This is a genomic window from Sorangium sp. So ce590 (assembly GCF_051521365.1).
Taxonomy (GTDB): domain Bacteria; phylum Myxococcota_A; class Polyangia; order Polyangiales; family Polyangiaceae; genus Sorangium.
Genome location: NZ_CP150346.1, coordinates 8,364,112 through 8,386,171 on the forward strand (window position 1 = coordinate 8,364,112; position 22,060 = coordinate 8,386,171).

Below are 22,060 nucleotides of genomic sequence, written 5' to 3' on the forward strand. Positions count from 1 at the left end.
CGCGTTTGCTTGTCCTATCCGCCCAAGCGCTCTCGACCGGTGGCCTGGCGCCGTGCGTGGCGCGCGGCTGGCATGATTTACGGATTCTTGGCCCATTCCTCCGCCCCGTGACATTGCGGCTGACGTGGAGGAGTACTGCGCATGAACGGCTCCCTGCTCTCGTCGCTAGCGCCTGTCCTGGTGGAGCGGCCACCGCTGGCCTCCAACCACGAGGCCTCTTGCGAGCCATGCGAGCCATGCGAGACATCAAAGGACGCCTCGTGCCCGGACGCCGGGCCCTGCGAGACCTCTCTGCTCGCCGATTCCTCCGAGCCCAGCGCCCCTTCCGAGCCCGCCGTGCTCGAGCGCGCCGAGCGCCTGTCGCGCTCGCTCTTGTGGAAGCTCCAGCGAGCGTACTTCGAGCGGACCGGCATCGATGCCTGGCGCAAGGGCCAAGTCCCCCACTACATCACCTCCAACCCGTTCGTCGCCGCCTCCTACGCGCGCGTGGTCACCGGCTTCCTGCGCGACGTCTCGGCCGCCAGGACGCTCGCGCCGGGCGAGCCGCTCACCATCGTCGAGCTCGGCGCGGGCTCTGGCCGCTTCGCCTACCACTTCCTCCAAAAGCTCCTCGCCGAGCCGCGCGTCCCTCTGCTCGATGGCGCCCCGATCCGCTACGTCATGACCGACGTATCGCCCAACAATCTCGCCTTCTGGCGGGCCCACCCGCAGCTCCGCCCCTTCTTCGACGCCGGCGTGCTCGACGTGGCCCTCTTCGACGCCGAGCGCGATGAGGCCATCCACCTCGAGATCGCCGGGACCGAGCTCGCGCCGGGCTCACACGCGCGGCCGCTCGTCGCGATCGCCAATTATGTGTTCGATGGCCTCCCGCAGGACGCCTATCGCCTGAAGGACGGCGCCCTGTTCGAGGCCCGCGTCACCCTCAGCGCATCCGGCCCGCTCGGCGACCTGTCAGAGCCGCCGCCGCTCGATCAGATCCACGCGGCGTACGAGCACGTCCCCGTGACGGGCGAGCCCGACCTCGACCCCGACTTCCGCTTCCTCGTGGAGCACTACCGCGACGTGTTCGGCGAAGGCGCGTTCCAGATCCCGACCGCCTCGCTCGCGTGCGTCCGTACGCTCGCGCGGCTCGCGGGCGGCGGCCTGCTGCTCCTGTCCGCCGACAAGGGGTATTGCCACGAAGAAGAGCTGCTCGACCGCTCCGAGCCCGAGATCGCGCGCCACGGCAGCGTCTCGCTGTTGGTCGATTACCACGCCATCCGCCGGTACATCGAACGCGCCGGCGGGCGCGCGCTCTTCCCGCCCCAGCCGTCGCAGAGCCTGTGCGTCGGCGCCTTCCTGATCGGCGCGCCCGCGGGCGGCGCGGAGACGATCGCGGCGTTCTCCGACGCGGTCTCCGGCTTCGGGCCCGACGGCTGGTTCTCGATGAAGAAGAGCGTCGAGGCGGCGCGCGAGGCGATGAACCTCCGGCACCTCCTGGCCGCGCTGGCGCTCGGCGAGGCGGACGGGAAGCTGTTCTTGGATGTCTTCGACCGGCTGATCGAGCTCTCGTCCTCGACGTCCGGCATCTCTGGCGAAGAGCGGCGGGTGTGCTTCCGCCTGGCGCGGCGGATATCGGAGCTCCACTACGAGCTCGGCGAAGGGCGGGATCTCGCGTTCCACCTCGGAGTGTGGATGCGCGAGCTCGGATACCTCGGAGAGGCGATCCGCTATTTCGAGCAGTCGAAGGCGCTCTACGGGCCATCGCCCGAGACCGCCTACAACCTGGCGTACTGCCCCTTCGGGCAGCAGCGTTGCGAGGAGGCGCTCCGGTGGATCGACGCGGCGCTGGCCGAAGCGCCGGATCTGCCCGGAGGACGGGCGCTGCGCGTACAGATCCGCGCGGTGGCGCGGGACGAGGAACGGCCGCGCGGGGCAGCGCGCGCGGCGTCGTGAGGGAGCGGGAGGCGGAGGCACGGATGGGCGCTGGAAACCGGAGGGATCCGCGGTTGCCGCCGCACCCGGCGACCCTGCAGCCGCGCGAGCAAACAGGGGCGCTGCCGCCGCATCCGGCGACGACCGCGGCGCCGCGCGCCCCGCACCCGGCGGCGCTGCAGAGACGCGAGGTGCCGCTCGGGCCGTCGAAGACTCCGCCGCATTCCGCCACGTTGCCGGGGAACGATCCCCCGCAGTCGAAGACGGCGCCTGGGAGACCGCGCCATCCGGCGACGATGCAGCCGCGGCCTTTGCCGTTTGGAATTCCGGGGACCCGGCCGCCGCACCCAGCCACGCTCCTCGGCGTGGCGCAGCGGCCCCTCGCCGTGCAGAGGGCCGAAACTGCCCCGTCCAGCGACACGAAGGATGTCAAGCAAGACAGGAAGCCGGACCCCGGCGCCATCAAATCCGATGGCAAGTCCAGCGGCCACCAGTTCTTGAAGAAGCTGTTCACCCATAGCAGAGACACGAAGACGGAGACCGTCTATGGGCGAAACAGCGAATTCACGAAGAAGAGTGACTACGGGACATACCTTTATCGTGCCTTCTCGGAGACGCAGTTCGCTGCATTCCTGGAGAACGGGGGCAAATTCCCCGAGACCAGATCCTTCGGAGGACTCACCGGGAATCCTCGCTATTCGTCCGGTCTCATCGGCAACAAGGTGAAGGACCAGAATGAATTGTACAGGTATCTGGTGGAGTTCTACATCGAGGACGACGCCGTCGTGAAAGAGATACGGGACGAGCTGAGCAAGGGGAAGCCCGAGGGCTACCACGGAGAGAAAAAGGGGCTCGAGAAGTGGGAGAAGGCACTCTACCCCAAATCCCTCTCCAACATGTCGATCGGGCTGGGTGCGACCGGCGCGGGCGGCATCGACGTGAAGACCTTCAACGGCTGGATCGAGGAAGGCCAGGTCTGGTGGATGGTGATCAAGATGCAGCTGCCGAGGTGACCCGCGCTGCCGCCGGGCATCCAGGCGAGACGCCTGCTCTACGGTCCGAGATCATGGCCGCGCAACCCGGCGGGCTCCGTGCCAACATGCAGGAGCCCCTTCGCCGCTCCCTTTCTCGCCGCTCCCTGTGGCGTCCGCAGTTCCGCCACGGCGTCACCAGGGCGTCCGCGGAAGCGGGGGAGGACCACTCCCTCGATGCCCTCTGTGTCACCGTCGAGGGATCCCACACTCTCCAAAGGGTCGACTGCATTCTTTTGCGGCGGAGTGCACAACTGAAGGTGGGGTTGTGTCGATAGACACGAGATGAACCGCCAAGACACCAAGGACGCCAAGGAAGAAGTGAGGAGCGAGCCCGACGCGGAGTTGGATCGCCTCGCCCACTGCGTGATCGGCGCCGCGCTCGAAGTGCGCCGAACTCTCGGCCCTGGCTTCCTCGAAGCGATCTACGAGGAAGCGCTCTGCGTCGAGCTTTCCTTGCGCCGCATTCCGTTCGCCCGGCAAGTGCCCATCGGCGTGGACTACAAGGGGAATCTGGTGGGCCAGGCTCGTTTGGATCTCGTGGTGGATGGTCAGCTCGTCGTCGAGCTCAAGGCCACCGAGGGCATTGCCCCGATCCACGTTGCGCAGCTCCTGTCGTATCTCAAGGCGGCAAGACTACGGCTTGGCCTCTTGATCACCTTCAAAATGGCCTTCCTCCGTACCGGTGTCAGGCGCGTGGTTCATTCCCCGTAAATTTGGCGTTCTTGGCGTTCTTGGCGTTCTTGGCGTTCTTGGCGGTTCCTCTCTTTCCGCGACGAACCTCCCGCAGTAGTGCTAGCCAAGGTTGCATCCCCCGTCGTGGTCGACGATGACGATCTCCTCCTGGGGCCATCAAGAATCGATCCGAAACGTCATCGTGCTGCGCGCGTTGGATACTGGGGTGGAGAACCGTCCACCGATCTCAATGAAGAGCTTGCGCGTTCTGATGGGCCGCCGGTCTGCGTGGCGCTTCCACCGACACCAGGCGGCCTGATGAGCCTCTGTCGGATCTGCGCTTCCGTAGTCGAGCGAGGGCGCGCGCTGTTCGTCGTTGATCTCAGCCCAGACGCCGCCGGAGCATTCAAGCGCAGGGGAGCAGACCGGTTCTGTCGTGAGAAGCGGCTTGATGCGTCGACGTGCGCGCGTGTGATCCACGCCGAGATCTTGGCGCTCGATCCGGCGCCCTGGTAGGACGATGCGGCCGCGGGCTCGCGCATGTCGCGCGGGGCGCGCGCGAGCGAAAAGGCGATCCATGATGGCGTCGGAGCGCACGGCGGCGGCGTCGCAGGAGGACGAGGCGCCGGAGAGCGGCAAGGCGTTCGTCCTCGAGCGGGCGCGGCCGCTTTCGCAGTCGGCGCTGTGGGGCTTGCAGCGGCGCTATTTCCACGACCGGGGCGTCGAGGCGTGGAGCTCGTCGAGCGTCCCCTGCTACGTCACCACGAACCCGGCGCTCGCGCACGCCTACGCCGAGGTGCTCTTCGGCTTCCTGCGCGATTGCGTGGCCTCGCGACCGGCGCCGGGCGAGCCGTTGACCCTCGTCGAGCTGGGCGCCGGGAGCGGGCGCTTCGCGTACCTGCTCGTGCGCGCGCTCCGCGAGATCGTGGAGCAGTCGCCGCTCCGCGGGCTGCGGTTCCGGTACGTGCTCACCGATTTCACCGAGACCAACGTCGCCTTCTACCGGGCGCACGAGGCGCTCCGCCCCCTCGTGGCGCAAGGGCTCGTCGATTTCGCGATCTTCGACGCGGAGCGCGACCGGGAGATCCGGCTGCTCGAGGCGGGCGAGACGCTCGGGCCGGGCGGGCTCGCGGATCCCCTCGCGGTGGTGGCGAACTACGTGTTCGACGGGATCCCGCAGGACGGGTTCTCGTTCAAGGGCGGTCGGCTGGAGGAGGTGTGCGTCGCGCTGTCGTTGCCCGAGCGCGCGCCGGATCCGGCCGATCCGGCGCTGATCGAGCGCCTCACCGTCGGCTACGAGCTCCGGCCGGCGCCGCTCGCGTACTACGGAGATCCGGATCTCGACGCGATCCTGGCCGACTACGCGGGCAGCGTGGAGGGGGCGGTGCTCTTCCCCTCGGCCGCGATCGGGTGTCTCCGCCGCCTCGCCGAGCTGTCGCGCGGGCGGGTGCTGCTGCTCTCGGGGGATCGAGGCGGCGTGGGCCTCACGCCCTCGGCGCAGCTCGACGCGCTCGGGATGGCGACGCACGGGAGCTTCTCGTTCCCCGTCAACTACCACGCCGTCGGCGCGTACACGCGGCGCGCGGGCGGGCGCGTGCTCGCGGCGTCCCACGCGCAGCCGCACCTCGCGGTGGCCGTGTTCCTGCTGGGCGAGCACCCGACGGCGTACGCCGAGACGGCGCTCGCGTATGCGCGGGCGTTCGAGCAGGGCGGGGCGAGCGATTTCTTCGCGTTGCGCCGGGGCATCCAGGACCATTACGGCGAGCTCGATCTCGATCAGCTGACGTCGCTCCTGCGGCTCAGCCGGTGGGACCCGCGGATCCTGCGCGACTGCCTCGCCGCGCTGTGGGGCCGGATCGAGGGGGCCTCGGAGGGGGCGCGGCGCGAGGTGACGCGGGCGATCCACGCGGTGTGGGACAATTACTATTTCATCGGGGAGGAGCAGGATCTGGCGTTCGAGCTCGGCCTCCTGCTCCACGCGCTCGAGGAGCACGGGGCGGCGATCCGGATGTTCGAGGCGTCGGAGCGGCTCTGGGGCGGCGATCCGCGGGCGCGCTGGAACATCGGGCTCTGCCATTTCGCGACAGGGCAGATCGAGGAGGCCCTCGGGTGCTTCCGGGCGGCGGGGGAGTGGCCTGGGTTCCGGCCTGCCGGTGGCGTGCAGGTGAAGCGTGCGCTTCCATGACGGCTCCGCGAGCGTGACGCCATGACCGATCGATCTCCCCCCCGCGCGGCGCGCCCGCCGCATCCCGCGCTGTCGACGCGATCGGCGCCGCCGCACCCGGCGACGGTGGCGCAGCGGAAGGAAGCGCCGCACCCGGCGACGGTGGCACAGCGGAAGGAAGCGCCGCACCCGGCGACGGTGGCGCAGCGGTCGACGCGGTACGCGGCGACGACCGGACCGGCGGCGGGGGCGCGCGCCGTGCAGCGGAAGATCGGCTTCGAGTTCGAGACCAACTGGGTCGTCAAGGGGCCCATCACCATGAAGAAGGGCATGGTGTTCTTTCGCGGGAAGGGATGGGAGGCCACCGGCGACGAGCATCACGACTACAACAACCCGCGCGCCGCGAGGGTGCACGAGGAGCTGAAGGTCTCGTTCATGCAGACCAAGCGGAAGTACGGCAAGTTCATGGCCCTCGAGTTCAACATCCTGCCGCTCGAAGAGGACGATCAGGAGGGCCTCCGTGCGGTGTTCGAGGACCTCGACCTGTTCATCAAGGCCCTGATCAAAGAGCGGTCGAAGGACCGGAAGACGCCCGCGAGCCGGATCTCGGGCTTCACGCGGGGGGACGTCGACGAGAAGGCGCTCGCCGGCTACACGTTCGACTCGCGCAAGCTCCCCCTCCAGGGGAACCCGCAGCTCACGGCCGGAATCCAGCGCGGCCGCACGCTCGCCGCGCTGCGGGAGATGACCGAGAAGAACTCGCCGCTGCTCGGCCATATGACCGAGGCGAGCTACCGGATCGAAGGCATCCTCGACCGGGCGAAGACCGTCGCGAAGGGGTATCGCGCGGCGTACAGGAGCGCGTACCTGGACGCCGTGCACGTGCACCACGGCCAGGCCATGCCGAGCCTCGACGAGGTCGAGGCGGCGTGCGAATCGCTGATCGCGCTGCTCGCGATCTACGTCGCGGAGACGTTCCGGAACGTCCGTTACAAGGAGCACCCGAAGGACTTCGTGCCGATCCTGAGCCGCACGGCGCCGGCAGCCTTTCCCATCCTGGACATCGTTCCACCGGCGGCGATCGCTCATGGAGTGTGCGAGGCAGCCGGCGTCCAACCCAACGCGAGCCTGCCGCTCCACAAACGGATAGGGAAGGAGTACAAGGCGTCGGCGCTCGTCGAGGAGGTCCTCCTCGTCGCCCAGAAGTACCGGTATGTCTTCGAGCAGCAGGCGGACTGGAAGCGCTGGGAGCCGCAGGAGGTCGGCCCGCGCGGGCACCGGAGCGTCGGCCACGTCTACGAGCTTCGATCGCTCGCGCGGGAGGTCCCTTACCAGAAATGGCTGCCGGTCGCGCTCGAGCTGGCGGGTAAGATCAGCGCGATCAATCGAGGGGGCGCCGACGACAAGAAGGCTCCGGCGCCGACCGGCGCGACGTGAGGGGAGGGCACGGGCGGCGGAGAGAGCTTGTGCTCGAGATCGGTCGAGAGGACGTAATCCCAGGCCCAGCGCTCGATGGTGCCGGGCGGGGGCGCGTCGCTGGGCGGTGCTGTGGGAGACGGCATGGCGCGGCAGGACAAGGGCGGGCTGCTCTCCCTACCACAGCGCCGGTGCTCCCGCGCTTGTCCTATCGGCAGCGCCGCCGAGCCAGCGCGGTCGCCCTGTCACGATGACAAAGGTCCCCGCGCCGCACCGACATTTTGCCGGAAAATCCCCGGGAATAGATCAGAACGACGAGATTTGCGCGGAGATGACCGCTCGAGAAGCGTGGCTTACGCCTTGCTCTGAGACTCGGCATGAAGGCGGAGCGGCGTTCCCAGGCGGTCGACAGGAAGCGCGAGGAGCAGACGGTGCTGGTCATCGGGGGCAGCGGCGGCATGTCCAGCCGCTACCGCGATGTGGTCGAGAAGCACGGCTGGTCGCTGCGCCATTACGAGAACCGCGTGCCGCCGGGGGCGCGCCGCGGCGTGGGCAGGATCGCGCTCATCGTGATCATGGTGACGATGGTCTCGCACGCGCTGCGCGATCAGATGCAGAGCCTCGCGGCGGACGGCGCTCAGGTCGTGTACCTGCGCAGCGCTTCCGTGTCCGCGCTGCGGGCCGCCATCGAGCAGGCAGCCGCCTGACGGGCGGCGGCGACCCGGCGGAGGACGGGCCACACAGCGGCTCAGCGCACGCCGACGAGGCGCTGCATCAGGCGCTGGAACTCGGGGACCGAGAGATCGATGTGCTCGACGACGCGGCCGTAGAGCGTGGCCGTGGGCACGTTCCATTCTTCCTCCGGAAACATAGGCCTTCGACTACACGATGCAGCGCGGCGACCATGGGCGGCATCCGCAGCCCGCGGCAGCGCGGGAGCGCGTCCTCGCGAGCACCGACCTCGCCGAGCTGGACCGCTGGATCCGCTAGGCCGCCGTCGTCATCGACGCCCGGGAGCTCCTCGCCCACGCGGGCCTCGCAGAGGGAGCCCCGTGCCCTGGCGTCGGGGCACACGGAGGTCACACCGCGTGACGAATCCGGAAAGCTGACCACGATTCGAGCTGGAGATAGCCGAGCGGCCCTGCGGGAGGACCAAGGCCTCGAAGAGATCGGGCGAAGGCGCCTCGATTCCGAGGCTGTAGCTCAACGCTTCGGTCCCCCGCGCCGCATACCCGCGGTTGATCCCGGGATGCGCCGGCCGCACCAAGAGCTTGCGATCGAGCGGTAGCGCGACGAACTCGTCGCTCGCGGCGCGCATCGCGGCGATCATCGACTCGGGGATCCCGTGTCCGACGACCTGCAAGAACCCGCTCGTTTCGCACGCCGCTGCCACCGCGCTGGCCACTCGCGCGCGCATAGTCACCGATCCGAGGCGCCCCGACAACCGGCAACTCTAGAGGCAACCGCAAGCGAGCGAGCCTTCGCGCACCGAAAAGCCGTCGGCGTCGGCGTCGTCGGTCCAGAAGAACGGCTTGACGCCGCCGCTGCACTCCGCGTCCGGCGCGAGCGCGATGCCTTCGTTGTTGGAGTCCGGCAGCCCGCCGGGGTGCGTGAAACGCCGCTCCAGCACGAAGCGCCCGAGCGCGTCGTCGATACCGAGCACGGCGGATTGGTTGTCGCACGTGTCGTCGCAGTAAGCCCACAACCTCCCGGTGTCACGGTCGAGCTCGAGCCCCATCACGCCCCCGAGCGGCGTCGAGATGCTGGCCACCAGGGTGGCCGCGCCGCTCTCGTGGTTCAGCGCGAAAGCGTACACCTTGCCGGTCTGTTCCACGCCCACCAGAAACAGGCCGGCGCCGTGCTCGCCGTAGTCGCTCGGGACGTAAGCTCGGGCCTTGCTCTCGTCGAAGAAGCGGTGCGCCGTGAGCAAGCTGTCAGCCGCCCAAGTGATCGCTTCCAGACCCGCGTTCGCGCCGACCTCGGGCAAGAGCGCGGTGAGGTTCCATTCGTGAGTCGCGGTCAGCGTCGCTCCGGCGGCCGTCACGTCGTAGCGCAACACGGACAGCCGGCTCACGGAAGAATCGTCCGCGTCGCGCTCGGCGCACACGTAGACGCCCGCGGCGCTCGTGGCGGCGAACGTCACGCCCTCCGCGTCGGGCGTGCCCTTGCCGTTCGGGTAGTGCAGCCGTTTGCCGGAGGCCCAGTCCTTGGACGTGTCCGGCGCGTAGCTCCCTCCGCTCTTCAGCAACCGAAACAGCTTGGCGGAGAGGTTGTCGGTCGCCCACAGCACTCCGGGCGCCTCGTAGGTCAGCCCGCTCAGATCGCGCTCGAACGCGTCCTCCCTGTCGAGCGTGCGGACCTCGGCCTTGCCGGGCCACGGCGACAGCTGCGTCGAGCCCGCCGGGCACGCGCCGGCACCGCCCGCCCCCGCGCTCGCACCACCGGCTCCGGCGGCGCCCCCAGCGTTCGAGGTGCCGGCCGCGCCGGCCGAGCCCGCGACAGCCGCAGCGCCGCCGCTCCCTCCCGCAGCACCTGCTTGTGCTGCGCTCCCGCTCGACCCTCCTGCCACGGATGAGGCGTCGGCCGCCGACATACCGCTTGCCCCGCCCGACGGCGCTGGCAGAGGCGGCTCGCTCGAGCCGCTGCTGCACGCGGCCAGCCATGCCATCGCGACGACGGTCGCGTGAGCCCGGAGGTTCATCGTCTTCTTCCCCTCGGCCTTGAACTCTCGCCAACCGGTCGCTGACACAAAGCAACGATAGCGCTCGAGCGCGCCACGCCACAATGGCTCGTGTTCGAGATCCTCCGCGCGAGCGTCAGCGTGGCGTGGACGAGTGGTGTGCCGGCGGCGCGTCACGTCGTGACGGCGCGTTCACTGCTGGCTGCGGCCGGCGAAATTTTTGCGGCTCCCCGTCTGCGACGCATGCGCTCAGCGCGGGCGGCGCTTCGGGCGACCGAGCAGCAATCCCAGCGCCGCGAGGAGCTGGCCCCGTGAGGCTGCAAAAAACCTCGGAAGCTGGCCCATGACCTTGCAAAAAACTGGGTCACGCCCCCGCGCGGGTGGCCCCATCCTCCTGCGTTTGGGGTGGCCCCATGGCCGTGCAAAAAACGCCGTCAGGTGGCCCCATGAGGCTGCAAGCTGGCAGGGAGGAGTGGTTTGGTCAGCGTCGCCCCGCTCGCTGCGCTCAACCGAGCGACTGCAAAATCGAGCTGAATCCGTGCTGGCCGGGGCGGGTGCCCTGCGGGGACAGCCACGCTTCGTATGTGTCGCCGCTCGGCGAACGGAGCTGGATGAACTCGAGGCCCACGAGAGGGTTGAAGGGGTTGCCGGGGCGGGAGCCGATGTCTTGGCCGGGATACGTCGCGTCTTGGTTGAAGGCGCGGGTGCCCTGATCGAGGGCGGCGTGGTGCTTGTAGTTGCCGCGTTTGCCGAAGTCGCTGTACTCGCGAGAGACGAGGACGCGGCCGCTGCTGGTGAGGCCGACGTGGACGTTGGGAACGTAGCTGGAGACGCCGATCATGGCGGCAGATGCGGCGTTGAGGGCTCCGCCGGCGATGCGGCGGGCCGTGCCGGCGGGCACCTGGTACTCGACTCCGCTCCAGTTGCCAATGATGCGCTCGCCGGGCTGGAGCTCGTAATACGGGGCGTAGAGGTCGCTGAATCTTTGCTCGTTCTGCTCCGGGGTCATGCTGGCGGCCTCGGCCATGGCCTTCTTGCGGACGTGCATCGAGTACGCGAAAGCGGCCGCCATCAACACGAGCGGGATCAAGTAATACATCTGCATGACCATCTCCTCCTAGAGAACCCACGCTCCACTCGGGAGCCATCGAAGGCGATGGTTACGCGGCGGCGCACGCCAGGTCAAGGGGGCGCGCTTCACGTGATGACCATGCCCTCGGCGCCCGCCGCCGTCACTGCCTCTTCTATCTGTTGATTCTGGAGCTCCATGGATTAACGCGGCATCCGGCACGCCGAAGTGCGCGTGAGAGCATGTCAAAAAAAAAAAAAAAAACACGTTCACTGGTCATCACACGGACGACACGGCATATCGGCAGTTCATCGCCGGCGAGGGAGTCTTTGCCCCCCGCAAGGCAGCCGCGCCACGCCCGGCGGCATCCCCGACGCGGAGCGCGCCCCGTGTGCCCTCGCCGCCCCCCCCGGCCGCTCGGGGGAGATCCGCGCCTGCGAAGGTGAAGGCGGGCGACGCAGCGACGCGCGCCCGCCTCCTCGCGACGCGGCCCGACTCCTCGCCCGCCGTGCGGGGCGTCCTGCAGAAAGCTCCGCGCGCTGCGGTTCGCCAGGCCGTGAAGACCTGGCCGCGCGTCGACAGCGCCGGGGGAGCACCAAGGCCGCGCGCGGCGCGCCGTCGCCCGAGGGGCGTGTTGATGCTCGGGAGAGCGGGCGCGGCGGGGACCGGCACGATAGCCGTGCATCGCGCCTCCCTCCGGAGCAGAAGCGCGAGCTTGACGCGCGGATAGGGCTCGCATCGACGGAGAAGCCGATCCGACGGGAGGGGAGCAAGGTGATCTTCGGACCGCTGACTCCCGAGGAGGCGCGGCGCCTGCTCGCGTCGCGAGCGCCCCGCCCGTGACGGCCACCCGGCGCTCGAGCGCTCGCCCGGACCCCTGTGCGGGTCCACGCGATGAAGCTCACCTGTGCCCGGCGGTCAGCCGGGAGATCGGGAGACTGATTGGCATCTTCTCGTCGCGGTCGACGTCCTCCGTCGACGGGCTCAGCACCTCGCAGATCCAGTCCGGGGCGAGCGCGAAGTACGCCGTGTCGGGCAGTTCGGGCATGCGTTCGCGGCGCCAGCCGGCGAGGTCGGGCACGAGCGCGTCGATCTCGCCCGGCGCGTGCGGGTCGGGGAAATGGAGCTCGGGCTCCGGAAGGATCCACCCCCCGCCCGGACCGCCGCGCCCGCGGTGGAAGGGGCCGAAGAGCTCTCCTTGCAGAGCACCCGCAGCATTCGCGTGCCGCGGCGCCGGCCGGGGGACCACGTGCAGGGTGCCCCCGATGATCTCCGCCACCTTGTTCGGCGGGACGGCCTCGAGGTCGGCGTACGTGGCGCGCCGCTGCTGCTCGGCGGGCTGGCCCATGGACGAAGCCTGCCCGGGGGCGGGCGGCGAGGCAAGGCGGTGAGGAGCAGGGCCGGGGCGGCGCGCCGTGGAGGACAACCCGCGCCTGCTCCAGGAGCTGCCGCCGAGCCGGGTCATGCAGCAGACCGGCAACATCTTCAAACCAGAGCTGTTCCACCTCGACGAAGAGGCGGGCATCGTCTACCGCAAGGAGCAGTTCGAAGGCGACGGTCGGCCTCCGGGCGAGTACATCGTCCGCGACCGGCGCTACACGCGCGAGGACGTCGCGGCGATGTGCGGCCAGGCGGGGCTCAGCCTCGTCTGGGCGAGGCCTGTGGCGCTGGGGATGTGGGAGCAGGAGCTCGCGGCGGACGATCCGAAGGCGAAGGAGATTCTGTTTCTGGTAGAGCGGGGCTGAGCGAGCTCTCGACCGGTTGCTCGTCGGCGCTCCTACCCCTTCCCTACTCGAAGTCCATCTGGACATCCCTCCGGCTCATCTGGACAGCCCCCTCGCCCATCTGGACATGCCGGCCGCTCATCTGGACATCCCCCCGGCCCATCTGGACATCCCCCGGCCCATCTGGACATCCCACCCCTCGGCCTCGCCTCCCGGGTCCCCCCACCCGCGTCCAGACGCTGTTCCGTGCTGGACGTCTCCACGAACGAGCTCATCCTCGACGCTTCGCGCCGTGCCCCGAGGGGCACGGGACGCAGGAGGAGGGGTCAAGCAGTCATCATGGCAAAGCAGGGGAAGGACTTCGAGCGCTGGGTCTAGGTCGCCGCCGAGACGGGGCGGACCGACAACCCGCTGAACATTCCGTACGATATCGCCGTGCGCGAGGCGTGGCCGCCGCGGCGTTCGTGAAGAAGTACTGGGAGCCCGACGGCGATCGCCTGGGCGCGGCACGGCCTCTCACCAGATGGAGCTACCCACTCGGGACGTGGCGGTTGGGGCGCTGCTGACGATGGTGCATGGCGAGGTCGAGCGCGAGCGGGTGTCGACTGCGCTGGGCGCTGTGCTGCCGTGGGCTGATGTTGGATTCGTGTCGGAGGGAATCTCGGTCCGGCACCTTGATCGGCTGCTGGATGGGCTCCTTCTGGCGACGTCGCCTCGCGTCGAATGGGCGAAGCTTTTGCGGCGGACTTACGCCGTAGATGTTCTCGCGTGCCCGCGATGCAGCGGACGGATGCGACTCATGGCCGCGATCACGGATAAGGCGACGGCGAGGAAGATCTTGAGCCACCTCGGTCTGTTCGCCGAGCCGCTGGAGTGCCGCGCGCGGTACCCGGCGGACCCCGCGTGACGAAACTGACAGAGAGGGACGCTGCTCGACGACGTGGCCGGGGGGAAGTCTGCCCTGAGGTGCGTGCGCCGGCCATCACGACGCGCCGCGAACCGCGACGGCGGCCGTTTGGACGAGCTCAGTAGGGTACAGCTATACGGTAGGATGCCTTCCGCTTGGTGCTACGTCGCGGTAATCCCAGGCGTTTCAGGCGTGGAAGACCTGCCTGATCGCATAAGGCCCGTTCTGTCAATGAGCTCGTACCGTCGGACTGCACGAGTCAGGAACGGCTCCGAGAATCTTGACTTTGCGGAACGCGTTTGCTTGTCCTATCCGCCGCGTGACCTTGCCCTCCGTGCGGAAGCTGGTCACGGCGGCGGAGCGCATCCGGGGCGGCGACCTCGATCAACGCTTCGAGGCGTCGGGCACCCGGGAGTTCGTGCACATCGGCGACGCGCTCAACGCCATGGCGCAGCAGCTCCGCGCGTCGTTCGCCGCCCTGGAGAAGACGAACGAGGAGCTCGAGCAGCGCGTCGAGCAGCGCACCGCCGAGCTCAAGGAGGCCAAGGTCGCCGCGGACGCGGCCAACCGTGCGAAGAGCGACTTCCTCGCCAACATGAGCCACGAGCTGCGGACACCGCTGAACGGCATCCTCGGGTACGCCCAGATCCTGAGGCGCTCCACGCGCCTGGGTGAGCAGGACCAGCGCGGCGTCGACGTCATCTCCGAGTCCGGCGCCCACCTGATGACCCTCATCAACGACGTCCTCGACCTGGCGAGGATCGAGTCGCGGACGATGGATCTCCACCCCAACGATTTCGACTTCCCGTCATTCCTGCGCGCGACGGTCGAGATCTGCCGGATCCGCGCGGAGCAGAAGGGGATCGAGTTCGTCTACAGGCCCGGCCCCGCGCTGCCCGCGGGCGTGCGCGCCGACCAGCGGCGCATGCGCCAGATCCTGCTCAACCTGCTCGGCAACGCCATCAAGTTCACCGAGCGGGGCCGCGTCACCTTCACGGTCGCGGAGGTGCAGGACGGCGCGCGCGAGGGCCTCCCGGACGACGGCGCGGGCCGCGAATCGCGGACCGGCAAGCGCACGATTCGCTTCGAGATCGAGGATACGGGCAGCGGGATCAGCGCCGAGCACCTCGACCAGATCTTCTTGCCCTTCAAGCAGGTCGGCGACAAGAAGCGTCACGGCGAGGGCACCGGGCTCGGGCTGGCCATCAGCCAGCGGATCGTCGCGCTGATGGGCAGCTCCATCCAGGTCAGGAGCGAGCTCGACAAGGACAGCGTCTTCTGGATGGACCTGACGCTCGCCGAGGCGCCGAACTGGATCGACAAGGCGAGGCTCACGGAGCAGGGTCGGATCGTCGGCTACGAGGGCGCGCGGCGGAAGCTCCTCGTGGTGGACGACAAGCGGGACAACGGCGCCGTGATCGTCAACATGCTGGAGCCCCTCGGGTTCGCGGTGACGGAGGCGAGCGACGGCCAGGAGGGCCTCGACAGGATCGCGAGCGAGGCGTTCGACCTGATCATCACCGACATCTCGATGCCCGTGCTCGACGGCTGGGAGATGATGCGCCGCGTCCGGAAGATGCCAGAGCGCGCGGATTCGATCCTGATCGCGTCGTCCGCCAGCGCCTTCATCACCGACCAGGACAAGAGCCTGGAAGCAGGCGCCAACGACTTCATCGCCAAGCCGCTGCAGATGGATGAGCTCCTCGAGAAGGTTCAGCGATACCTCTCGCTGGCGTGGATCCACGAGCGGCAGGGCGGCGCGCGCGAGGAGGCGGAGCCCAGGCCCGACCCGGGGGTGACCCCTGCGGTCGCCCCCGCGGATGTCCCCCTGCCCCCCGTCGAGGATCTCAAGGCCTTGCGCGATCTCGCGCGCAGAGGGCTCGTCAACCAGATCCAGAAATACGCCGACAGGCTCGATCAGGCGAGCCCTGCGAACGCGCCGTTCACCAGGCACCTGCGCAAGCTCGCCAGGGACTTCCGGCTGGAAGCCATTGAAGAATTCGTCGGCCGGCACCTCGACAGCGGCCCCCCGTGAACGGCGCCACGTGAACGCGCGTTTTTTCGTTGTGGAAAACAGCACTTCACGTACGTTCAAAAAATGCTGCCCGCATGCTGCCTGCGCCGCATCCTGGCTGTATGCACCGGTGCTACAGCCGCTCTTCTCGCTGCCGCTCTCCCCGCGGCGGCCGCCACGCCGTTCACGACCTTCGAATCGGGCCAGGTCCGCCCGATGGCCCTGTCGAGGGACGGCAAGCTGCTCTTCGCGGTGAACACGCCCGACAACCGGCTGGAGATCTTCCGCGTCCAGGCGGATCGTCTGCGGCTCAAGGCGTCTGTGCCCGTGGGCCTCGAGCCGGTCGCCGTGGCCGCCCGCGGTGACGACGAAGTCTGGGTGGTGAACCACCTGTCCGACAGCGTGAGCGTCGTCGACGTTCGAGACGAGGAAAAGGCGCGCGTCGTTCGCACGCTGCTCGTGGGCGACGAGCCGCGCGACATCGTGTTCGCCGGGCGGGGGCGCTCGCGCGCCTTCATCACCACGGCCCACCGCGGCCAGAACATCCCCTTCGATCCGCAGCTCACGACGCCCGGCGTCGGGCGGGCGGACGTCTGGGTGTTCGACGCCGACCACCTCGGGACGTCGCTCGGCGGCACGCCGCTCTCCATCGTGACGCTGTTCAGCGATACGCCGCGCGCGCTCGCGGTGACGCCGGACGGCAGCCGCGTCTATGCCGCCGCCTTCCACTCGGGGAACCGCACGACCAGCATCGACGAGAGCCTCGTGCCGAACGGCGGCGAGGCGGAGGGCGGATTGCCCTGGCCCAACACCAATTTCGAGGGCATTCCCCAGCCCGAGGTCGGGCTCATCCTCAAGTTCGACGGGGCCCACTGGGTCGACGAGCTCGGTCGTGACTGGGACGGCGCGGTGCGCTTCACGCTGCCCGACAAGGACGTCTTCGTGATCGACGCGCTCGCCAATCCGCCGCGCCAGGTGGACGGGCCAGGCGGCTTCTTCACGGGCGTGGGGACCATCCTGTTCAACATGGTCGTGAACCCGGTGAGCGGGAAGGTGTATGTGTCCAACACCGACGCCCGCAACGAGGAGCGCTTCGAGGGGCCGGGCCTCTTCGCCGGCCACAGCGTGCGGGGCCACCTGCACGAGAGCCGGATCACCGTCCTCGGCCCGGGCGGCGTCGTCCCGAGGCACCTCAACAAGCACATCGACTACGACGCCTGCTGCGCGCCGGTCTCGAACGGCGAGAACGCGAAGAGCCTCGCGCAGCCGACGGGGATGGCCGTGACGCGCGACGGCGCGACCCTGTATGTCGCGGCGCTCGGCTCGGACAAGATCGGCGTCTTCGACACCAGGCAGCTCGAGAAGGGCACGTTCGTGCCGAGCCGGTCGAGCCAGATCCACGTCCCCGGGGGCGGCCCGACCGGCCTCGTGCTCGACGAGGACAGGCAGCGGCTCTACGTGCTCACGCGCTTCGACAACGCGATCTCCGTCATCAACACGCGGACCCGCCGCGAGGTCGCGCACGTGCCGATGCACAACCCCGAGCCCCCGAGCGTCGTCCGGGGGCGCCGCTTCCTCTACGACGCGTCGCTGAGCTCGAGCCACGGCGACTCGTCCTGCGCGAGCTGCCATATCTTCGGCGACTTCGACAGCCTCGCGTGGGATCTCGGGAACCCGGACGGCACCGCGCTGGTGAACCCGGGGCCGTTCTGCACCGATCTCTTCGGCCAGGACCCGACCCTCCATCCGATGAAGGGGCCGATGACGACGCAGAGCCTGCGCGGCATGGCCAACCACGGGCCGATGCACTGGCGCGGCGACCGGACCGGCGGCCATGACGCCCCCACCTCCCAGCCGGACAGCGGGGTGTTCGACGAGCGGGCGGCGTTCCAGAAGTTCCGGGCGTCATTCGTCGATCTTCTGGGGCGCGACGAGCCGATCTCGGAGGAGGACATGGAGGCCTTCACGGACTTCATCCTCCAGGTCACCTATCCGCCCAACCCCATCCGGGCGCTCGACGACTCGCTCACGCCCGATCAGCGCGCGGGGCGCGACTTCTTCGGGGGGCCCGTCTCGAGCATCCTCGGCGAATCGTGCATCGGGTGCCACGACGTCGACCCCGGCGCCAACCCGGACGACTTCGCGCCTGGCTTCTTCGGCAGCGACGGCGGCTCGGCCAACGCCAACGAGTCCCAGGTCTTCAAGGTCCCGCACCTGCGCAATCAGTACCAGAAGATCGGGATGTTCGGCATGGCGGAGTCGTTCGTGTTCCCGTTCGGCGGCTCCAACGACCCCATGGGCGACCAGGTCCGCGGCTTCGGTTTCCTCCACGACGGCGGGGTCGATACGCTCTTCCGGTTCAACTCGTTTTCCGATTTCGTCCAGATCCCGGAGAACCCCGGCGGCTTCCCCATCGGCCCCGAGGGGGACCTCCTGAAGCACCAGGTGGCAGCGTACATGCTCGCGCTGGAATCGAACCTGAAGCCGATCGTCGGCCAGCAGATCACGCTCACGTCATCGAACGCGGCGGTGGCCAGTCCACGCATCGCGCTGCTCATCGCGCGCGCCAACGCCGGCGACTGCGATCTCGTGGTGAAGGGCTGGTCCCACGGCGAGGAGCTGGGCTTTCTGTACACCGGGAATGGCCGGTTCGAGCCCGACCGCGCGCGCGAGCCGCGGCGGTGGGACACCGAGCTCCGTCAGCTCCCCCGGGGGCACCGCGGCGAGCTGACGTATACGTGCGTGCCGCCCGGATCGGGGGAGCGGATCGGCATCGATCGCGACGGCGACGGCTTCCGCGACGGGGACGAGCGGGACGCGGGCAGCGACCCGGCCGATCCGGCGAGCGTCCCGTGACGGAGCGTTGACGGAGGGATTGCGGGGCGGGCCCGCGACCCGCCGCCGGACGAGCCGCCCCTCGACGAAGATGGCCAGTAGGGTACAGCTATACGGTAGGATGCCTTCCGCTTGGTGCTACGTCGCGGTAATCCCAGGCGTTTCAGGCGTGGAAGACCTGCCTGATCGCATAAGGCCCGTTCTGTCAATGAGCTCGTACCGTCGGACTGCACGAGTCAGGAACGGCTCCGAGAATCTTGACTTTGCGGAACGCGTTTGCTTGTCCTATCCGCTCCAGTCCCCGCTGAGCCCGCACGTCGATCGCGCTGCGCCCGCACGTCAATCCCGCTGAGCCCGCAGGGCATGCCGGTTGCGTAGAGCCACGTCATGCTGCGTTTCGAGTCGCTGCTGGGGCAGGGCCACGAAGAGGAGCCCTCGTTCCTGCTCGGCACCGCGGCGATCTCGGACTTCATCAACACGTGCTACGCGCGCGTCGTGAGCGCTGGAGGCAAGCAGCGCTCAGGCGATTTGCGACAGATGTGGCCAGGTGCCCCATCGCGGCGCTCGGCCCTCGCGAACAGGCGGGGCGTTCCCCCGTGGAGCGCCCCTTGCACCCACCCCGGAGACTGGAGGTCAAGGTGGCACTTGATTTGTTGAACGAGCGGGGCACACCGCTGGACAAGCAGCAGTTCGACTGGCGCGAGATGGTCAGCATCCCGTCCAGCAAGCTGAACGATGACGCGTTCACCCGCGTCCGGATCATCTTGATGAACGGCATCGAGTCGGAGGCGGTGCGCTTCTCGCACGCCTGTGCTCGCATGAACGGCCCGCTCCAGCGGGAGCTCGCCCTCATTCGCCGCGTCGAGCAGCACCAGCAGACGATGGTGAACTGGCTCCTGCCGGGCGATCTGTCCGTGCTCGAGACCACCATCGGCTTCGAGCAGGTGGCGATCGAGGTCACCGCGTCGGTCGCGATGCGCGAGCCTGACGAGTACATGGCGCAGGTCTACCGGTTCGGGATGCTCGAGGACTTCGACCACCTGTACCGCTACTCGGCGCTCATGGACCGGGTGCACGGCAAGGACTCGAACAACATCCTGCAGTGCTACACGGACGTCTGCCCCGGCAGGCCCACGAGCGTCGAGCACCGTCACCCCGACGACGACCTGCGGGCCCCGTACGATCGGACGACGGCGGCGCCGCTCACCAAGCTGCACGCGCTCACGATCATGGCGGCCGAGCACCAGACGCACGACTATTACATGAACGTCGGGCCGACCTTCGCCGACCCCATGGCGCGGCAGCTCTACGCGGAGATCGCCTCCATCGAGGAGCAGCACGTCACGCAGTACGAGTCGATCATCGACCCGAACGAGACCTGGCTCGAGAAGTGGCTGCTGCACGAGGCGGCCGAGGTCTACAACTACCATAGCTGTGCCCAGTCCGAGTCGAACCCGCGCATCAAGGCGATCTGGGAGCGGTTCGTCGATTACGAGCTCGGCCAGCTCCAGCACGTGCGCCGCCTCTTCGAGGAGATCGAGGGGCGCGACGCCGCGGAGATCCTGCCGAGGGAGCTGCCGGATCCCATCGAGTTCCGGAGCCACCGCGAGTTCGTCCGCCGCGTGCTGCAGGGCGAGGTGCACCTGCGCGCCGTCGGCAAGAGCATCGTGGATCCGCGGCAGGTGCCCGAGTCGCCGCAGACGCTCGCCTACCGCGATCGGCTGAACATGGCCGGCTCGCCGTCGGAGACGGTGGCGGCGGGGTACGTGTACGTCCCCGGGACCGAGCTCGCGGTCCAGGCGGCGCAGGGCAGGCAGGCGAATGGCGCGAACGGTAACGGCGCGAAGGTTTACAGGATGAGGTCAGCATGAAGACCGAGACGACCGCGGGGATGAACCGCACCGGAATGGACATGTCGCCGATGGACTCGAAGGAGCTCGTCGTCGGCGCGCGGATCATGCCGCCGAGCAGCGCGGGCGACGATTCGGCCATCGCCAGCGTCATTGCCCACTACGCGCGGCGGGAGGAGCGGGTCGGCACGATGCCTCCGCCTGGCACGCTGAAGGGCGCCATGAAGACGGCGCTCCAGGCGCTGAAGGGCGAGGCGCCGCTCGTCCTGCTCGACAAGCTGGGCGAGCGCCTCGCCTTCGAGCGGGCGGGGAGCCGGCTATGGAAGGGCGTGCTCGCCAAGTTCGACGCGCTCGGCTCGTTCGAGGGCGGCCCGACGCGCGAGGAGATCGAGCTGATTTACAGAGAGGAGTCGGAGCACTTCCTCCTCGTCGCCTCGGTGATCCGGATGCTCGGCGCCGACCCGACGGCCGAGACGCCGCTCGCCGACGTGCACGGGGTCGCCTCGTGCGGCCTGATCAAGGTCGTCACCGATCCGAGGACGAACCTGGCCGACGCGCTGGAGGCGATGTTGATCGCCGAGCTCACGGACAACGACGCCTGGGACGTGCTCATCGAGATGTCCCAGGGCCTCAACGACCAGGAGCTCCTGAACCAGTTCGCGGCGGCGCGCGCCGCCGAGGCGCGCCACCTCACGATGGTGCGCTCCTGGATCAAGGCATCCGTGCTCGCCCGGGCGAAGGGCGACCACGCGAACATGGTGTCGAGCTGATTCGACGGCTCGTCGCGCAGGCCGGGAGGCCTGCGCGGCGTGGGCGCCGGGCGCCGGGGTTTCCCGGTGTGCCCGGCGCCCGCGCGGCGTTTCAGCCTGCCCGGTGCTCGAGGACCTCCTCGAGGAAGCTCCGCATCGCGGCCCACGATCGCCTGGCGGCGGCGGCGTCGTACTGGAGGCCTGCCTGCGGGAGGTTCGCGCCCGGGTAGGTGAAGGCGTGCATCGCGTGGCCGTAGGCGTGGATCTGCCAGTCGGCCCTGGCCTCGGTGAGCTCGCGCGCGAGGGCGAGCACGTCGGCGGGCGGCGCCATCGGGTCTTCCCAGCCGTGGAGCACGAGCACCTTGGTCGTGATGGGCGCCTGCGGTCCCAGGTTCGGCGGGTGGAGCACGCCGTGGAAGCTCACCGCGCCCCTGAGGCCCGGCGGGCTGCTCCGCGCCAGGTCGAGGGCGCACAGCCCGCCGAAGCAGTATCCGATCACCGCGATGCGGTCCGGGTCGGCGAGCGGGTGCTGTCGGGCCGCGGCGAGGCCTGCCAGGAGGCGCCTGCGGAGAAGACCGCGGTCCTGCACGAAGGGCGCCATGAGCCGGGAGTTGTCGTCCATCTCGCCGCCGCGGACGCCCTTGCCGTACACGTCGAGCGCGAAGCCGAGGTAGCCCAGCCCGGCCAGCTCCACGGCCTTCTCGTGCATGGCCTCGTTCTGCCCTGCCCACGCGTGGGCGATGAGCACGCAGGGCCGCTTCGCGGCGCTGGAGGCGTCGTGCGCGACGTACGCCTCGCAGATCGTCTCGCCCGCTGTGTAGTCGAGGCGTTCGGTGTGGATGGGAGAGGGTGATTGTAGCGGCATGTCCTGTTCCTTTCGACCGAGATAGCATTCTCGGTTCAGCCGCCAGAAGCCCGACCAGGGATCCGGCGAGCTATTTCGACGCAAGCCTGGGTCAGACGTTCGGCCAGTGATCCGCAGCACGCTTCGACGCAAGGGCGCAGCGCGGGGTGCGCAGCCGACCGGGCCGC

General features: G+C 69.0%; 17 protein-coding genes and 1 pseudogene. 13 read left to right on the plus strand and 5 right to left on the minus strand.

Going from position 1 to position 22,060, the window contains the following annotated elements; all coding sequences use genetic code 11:
- The first annotated feature begins 336 nt into the window (after window positions 1–336).
- From WMF28_RS31570 to WMF28_RS31600, 7 genes are all read left to right on the plus strand, one after another.
- A complete protein-coding gene (locus WMF28_RS31570) occupies window positions 337–1,935 on the plus strand; it encodes an SAM-dependent methyltransferase (RefSeq protein WP_437597106.1) in 1,599 nt (532 codons plus the stop codon).
- Between the two features lie 365 nt (window positions 1,936–2,300).
- Complete coding sequence (locus WMF28_RS31575; RefSeq protein ID WP_437597107.1) at window positions 2,301–2,927, plus strand: hypothetical protein; 627 nt, start codon at window positions 2,301–2,303, stop codon at window positions 2,925–2,927.
- A 303-nt stretch (window positions 2,928–3,230) separates the two neighbouring features.
- Window positions 3,231–3,659, plus strand: a complete 429-nt coding sequence (locus WMF28_RS31580) for a GxxExxY protein (RefSeq protein WP_437597108.1) — start codon at window positions 3,231–3,233, stop codon at window positions 3,657–3,659.
- A 105-nt stretch (window positions 3,660–3,764) separates the two neighbouring features.
- Window positions 3,765–4,136, plus strand: a complete 372-nt coding sequence (locus tag WMF28_RS31585) for a hypothetical protein (RefSeq protein ID WP_437597110.1) — start codon at window positions 3,765–3,767, stop codon at window positions 4,134–4,136.
- A gap of 61 nt (window positions 4,137–4,197) precedes the next feature.
- Window positions 4,198–5,805, plus strand: a complete 1,608-nt coding sequence (locus tag WMF28_RS31590) for a hypothetical protein (RefSeq protein ID WP_437597111.1) — start codon at window positions 4,198–4,200, stop codon at window positions 5,803–5,805.
- 21 nt (window positions 5,806–5,826) lie between these two features.
- Entirely contained in the window at window positions 5,827–7,221 is a 1,395-nt protein-coding gene (locus WMF28_RS31595; RefSeq protein ID WP_437597112.1) for a hypothetical protein, read from the plus strand.
- Window positions 7,222–7,577: 356 nt separating this feature from the next.
- Complete coding sequence (locus WMF28_RS31600) at window positions 7,578–7,907, plus strand: DUF2325 domain-containing protein (RefSeq protein WP_437597113.1); 330 nt, start codon at window positions 7,578–7,580, stop codon at window positions 7,905–7,907.
- 293 nt (window positions 7,908–8,200) lie between these two features.
- Here the strand turns inward: WMF28_RS31600 and WMF28_RS31605 are convergent, their stop codons facing one another.
- From WMF28_RS31605 to WMF28_RS31620, 4 genes and pseudogenes are all read right to left on the minus strand, one after another.
- Entirely contained in the window at window positions 8,201–8,617 is a 417-nt protein-coding gene (locus WMF28_RS31605; protein ID WP_437604330.1) for a 2-oxoglutarate and iron-dependent oxygenase domain-containing protein, read from the minus strand.
- Window positions 8,618–8,653: 36 nt separating this feature from the next.
- The gene (locus WMF28_RS31610) at window positions 8,654–10,057 is read right to left on the minus strand and encodes an SOS response-associated peptidase family protein (RefSeq protein WP_437597114.1); all 1,404 of its coding nucleotides are present in this window, start codon (window positions 10,055–10,057) and stop codon (window positions 8,654–8,656) included.
- A gap of 328 nt (window positions 10,058–10,385) precedes the next feature.
- Window positions 10,386–10,985, minus strand: a complete 600-nt coding sequence (locus tag WMF28_RS31615) for a hypothetical protein (protein ID WP_437597115.1) — start codon at window positions 10,983–10,985, stop codon at window positions 10,386–10,388.
- 904 nt (window positions 10,986–11,889) lie between these two features.
- Window positions 11,890–12,297, minus strand: a pseudogene (locus WMF28_RS31620) (Uma2 family endonuclease); the annotation flags it as partial.
- Between the two features lie 67 nt (window positions 12,298–12,364).
- On the opposite strand from WMF28_RS31620, the gene WMF28_RS31625 reads away from it, so the two are divergent.
- From WMF28_RS31625 to WMF28_RS31650, 6 genes are all read left to right on the plus strand, one after another.
- Window positions 12,365–12,694, plus strand: coding sequence for a hypothetical protein (locus WMF28_RS31625; RefSeq protein WP_437597116.1), 330 nt, complete (start codon window positions 12,365–12,367; stop codon window positions 12,692–12,694).
- A gap of 523 nt (window positions 12,695–13,217) precedes the next feature.
- Window positions 13,218–13,580, plus strand: a complete 363-nt coding sequence (locus WMF28_RS31630; RefSeq protein WP_437597117.1) for a hypothetical protein — start codon at window positions 13,218–13,220, stop codon at window positions 13,578–13,580.
- A 319-nt stretch (window positions 13,581–13,899) separates the two neighbouring features.
- The gene (locus WMF28_RS31635) at window positions 13,900–15,615 is read left to right on the plus strand and encodes an ATP-binding protein (protein WP_437597118.1); all 1,716 of its coding nucleotides are present in this window, start codon (window positions 13,900–13,902) and stop codon (window positions 15,613–15,615) included.
- Between the two features lie 63 nt (window positions 15,616–15,678).
- Window positions 15,679–18,450, plus strand: coding sequence for a beta-propeller fold lactonase family protein (locus tag WMF28_RS31640; protein WP_437597120.1), 2,772 nt, complete (start codon window positions 15,679–15,681; stop codon window positions 18,448–18,450).
- A gap of 617 nt (window positions 18,451–19,067) precedes the next feature.
- The gene (locus WMF28_RS31645) at window positions 19,068–20,300 is read left to right on the plus strand and encodes a hypothetical protein (protein ID WP_437597121.1); all 1,233 of its coding nucleotides are present in this window, start codon (window positions 19,068–19,070) and stop codon (window positions 20,298–20,300) included.
- A complete protein-coding gene (locus WMF28_RS31650) occupies window positions 20,297–21,049 on the plus strand; it encodes a ferritin-like domain-containing protein (RefSeq protein WP_437597122.1) in 753 nt (250 codons plus the stop codon). The genes WMF28_RS31645 and WMF28_RS31650 overlap by 4 nt, the downstream gene beginning before the upstream one ends.
- A gap of 91 nt (window positions 21,050–21,140) precedes the next feature.
- Here WMF28_RS31650 and WMF28_RS31655 read toward each other — a convergent pair whose 3' ends face one another.
- Window positions 21,141–21,893, minus strand: coding sequence for a dienelactone hydrolase family protein (locus WMF28_RS31655; RefSeq protein WP_437597123.1), 753 nt, complete (start codon window positions 21,891–21,893; stop codon window positions 21,141–21,143).
- Window positions 21,894–22,060: the final 167 nt, after the last annotated feature.

Excerpts from the sequence above, each read along its gene's own strand:
- WMF28_RS31580 (WP_437597108.1), top strand. The coding sequence starts at position 3,231 with ATGAACCGCCAAGACACCAAGGACGCCAAGGAAGAAGTGAGGAGCGAG.
- WMF28_RS31650 (WP_437597122.1), top strand. The coding sequence starts at position 20,297 with ATGAAGACCGAGACGACCGCGGGGATGAACCGCACCGGAATGGACATG.
- WMF28_RS31615 (WP_437597115.1), bottom strand. The coding sequence starts at position 10,985 with ATGCAGATGTATTACTTGATCCCGCTCGTGTTGATGGCGGCCGCTTTC.
- WMF28_RS31600 (WP_437597113.1), top strand. The coding sequence starts at position 7,578 with ATGAAGGCGGAGCGGCGTTCCCAGGCGGTCGACAGGAAGCGCGAGGAG.
- WMF28_RS31595 (WP_437597112.1), top strand. The coding sequence starts at position 5,827 with ATGACCGATCGATCTCCCCCCCGCGCGGCGCGCCCGCCGCATCCCGCG.
- WMF28_RS31605 (WP_437604330.1), bottom strand. The coding sequence starts at position 8,617 with ATGCGCGCGCGAGTGGCCAGCGCGGTGGCAGCGGCGTGCGAAACGAGC.
- WMF28_RS31590 (WP_437597111.1), top strand. The coding sequence starts at position 4,198 with ATGATGGCGTCGGAGCGCACGGCGGCGGCGTCGCAGGAGGACGAGGCG.
- WMF28_RS31640 (WP_437597120.1), top strand. The coding sequence starts at position 15,679 with ATGCTGCCCGCATGCTGCCTGCGCCGCATCCTGGCTGTATGCACCGGT.
- WMF28_RS31655 (WP_437597123.1), bottom strand. The coding sequence starts at position 21,893 with ATGCCGCTACAATCACCCTCTCCCATCCACACCGAACGCCTCGACTAC.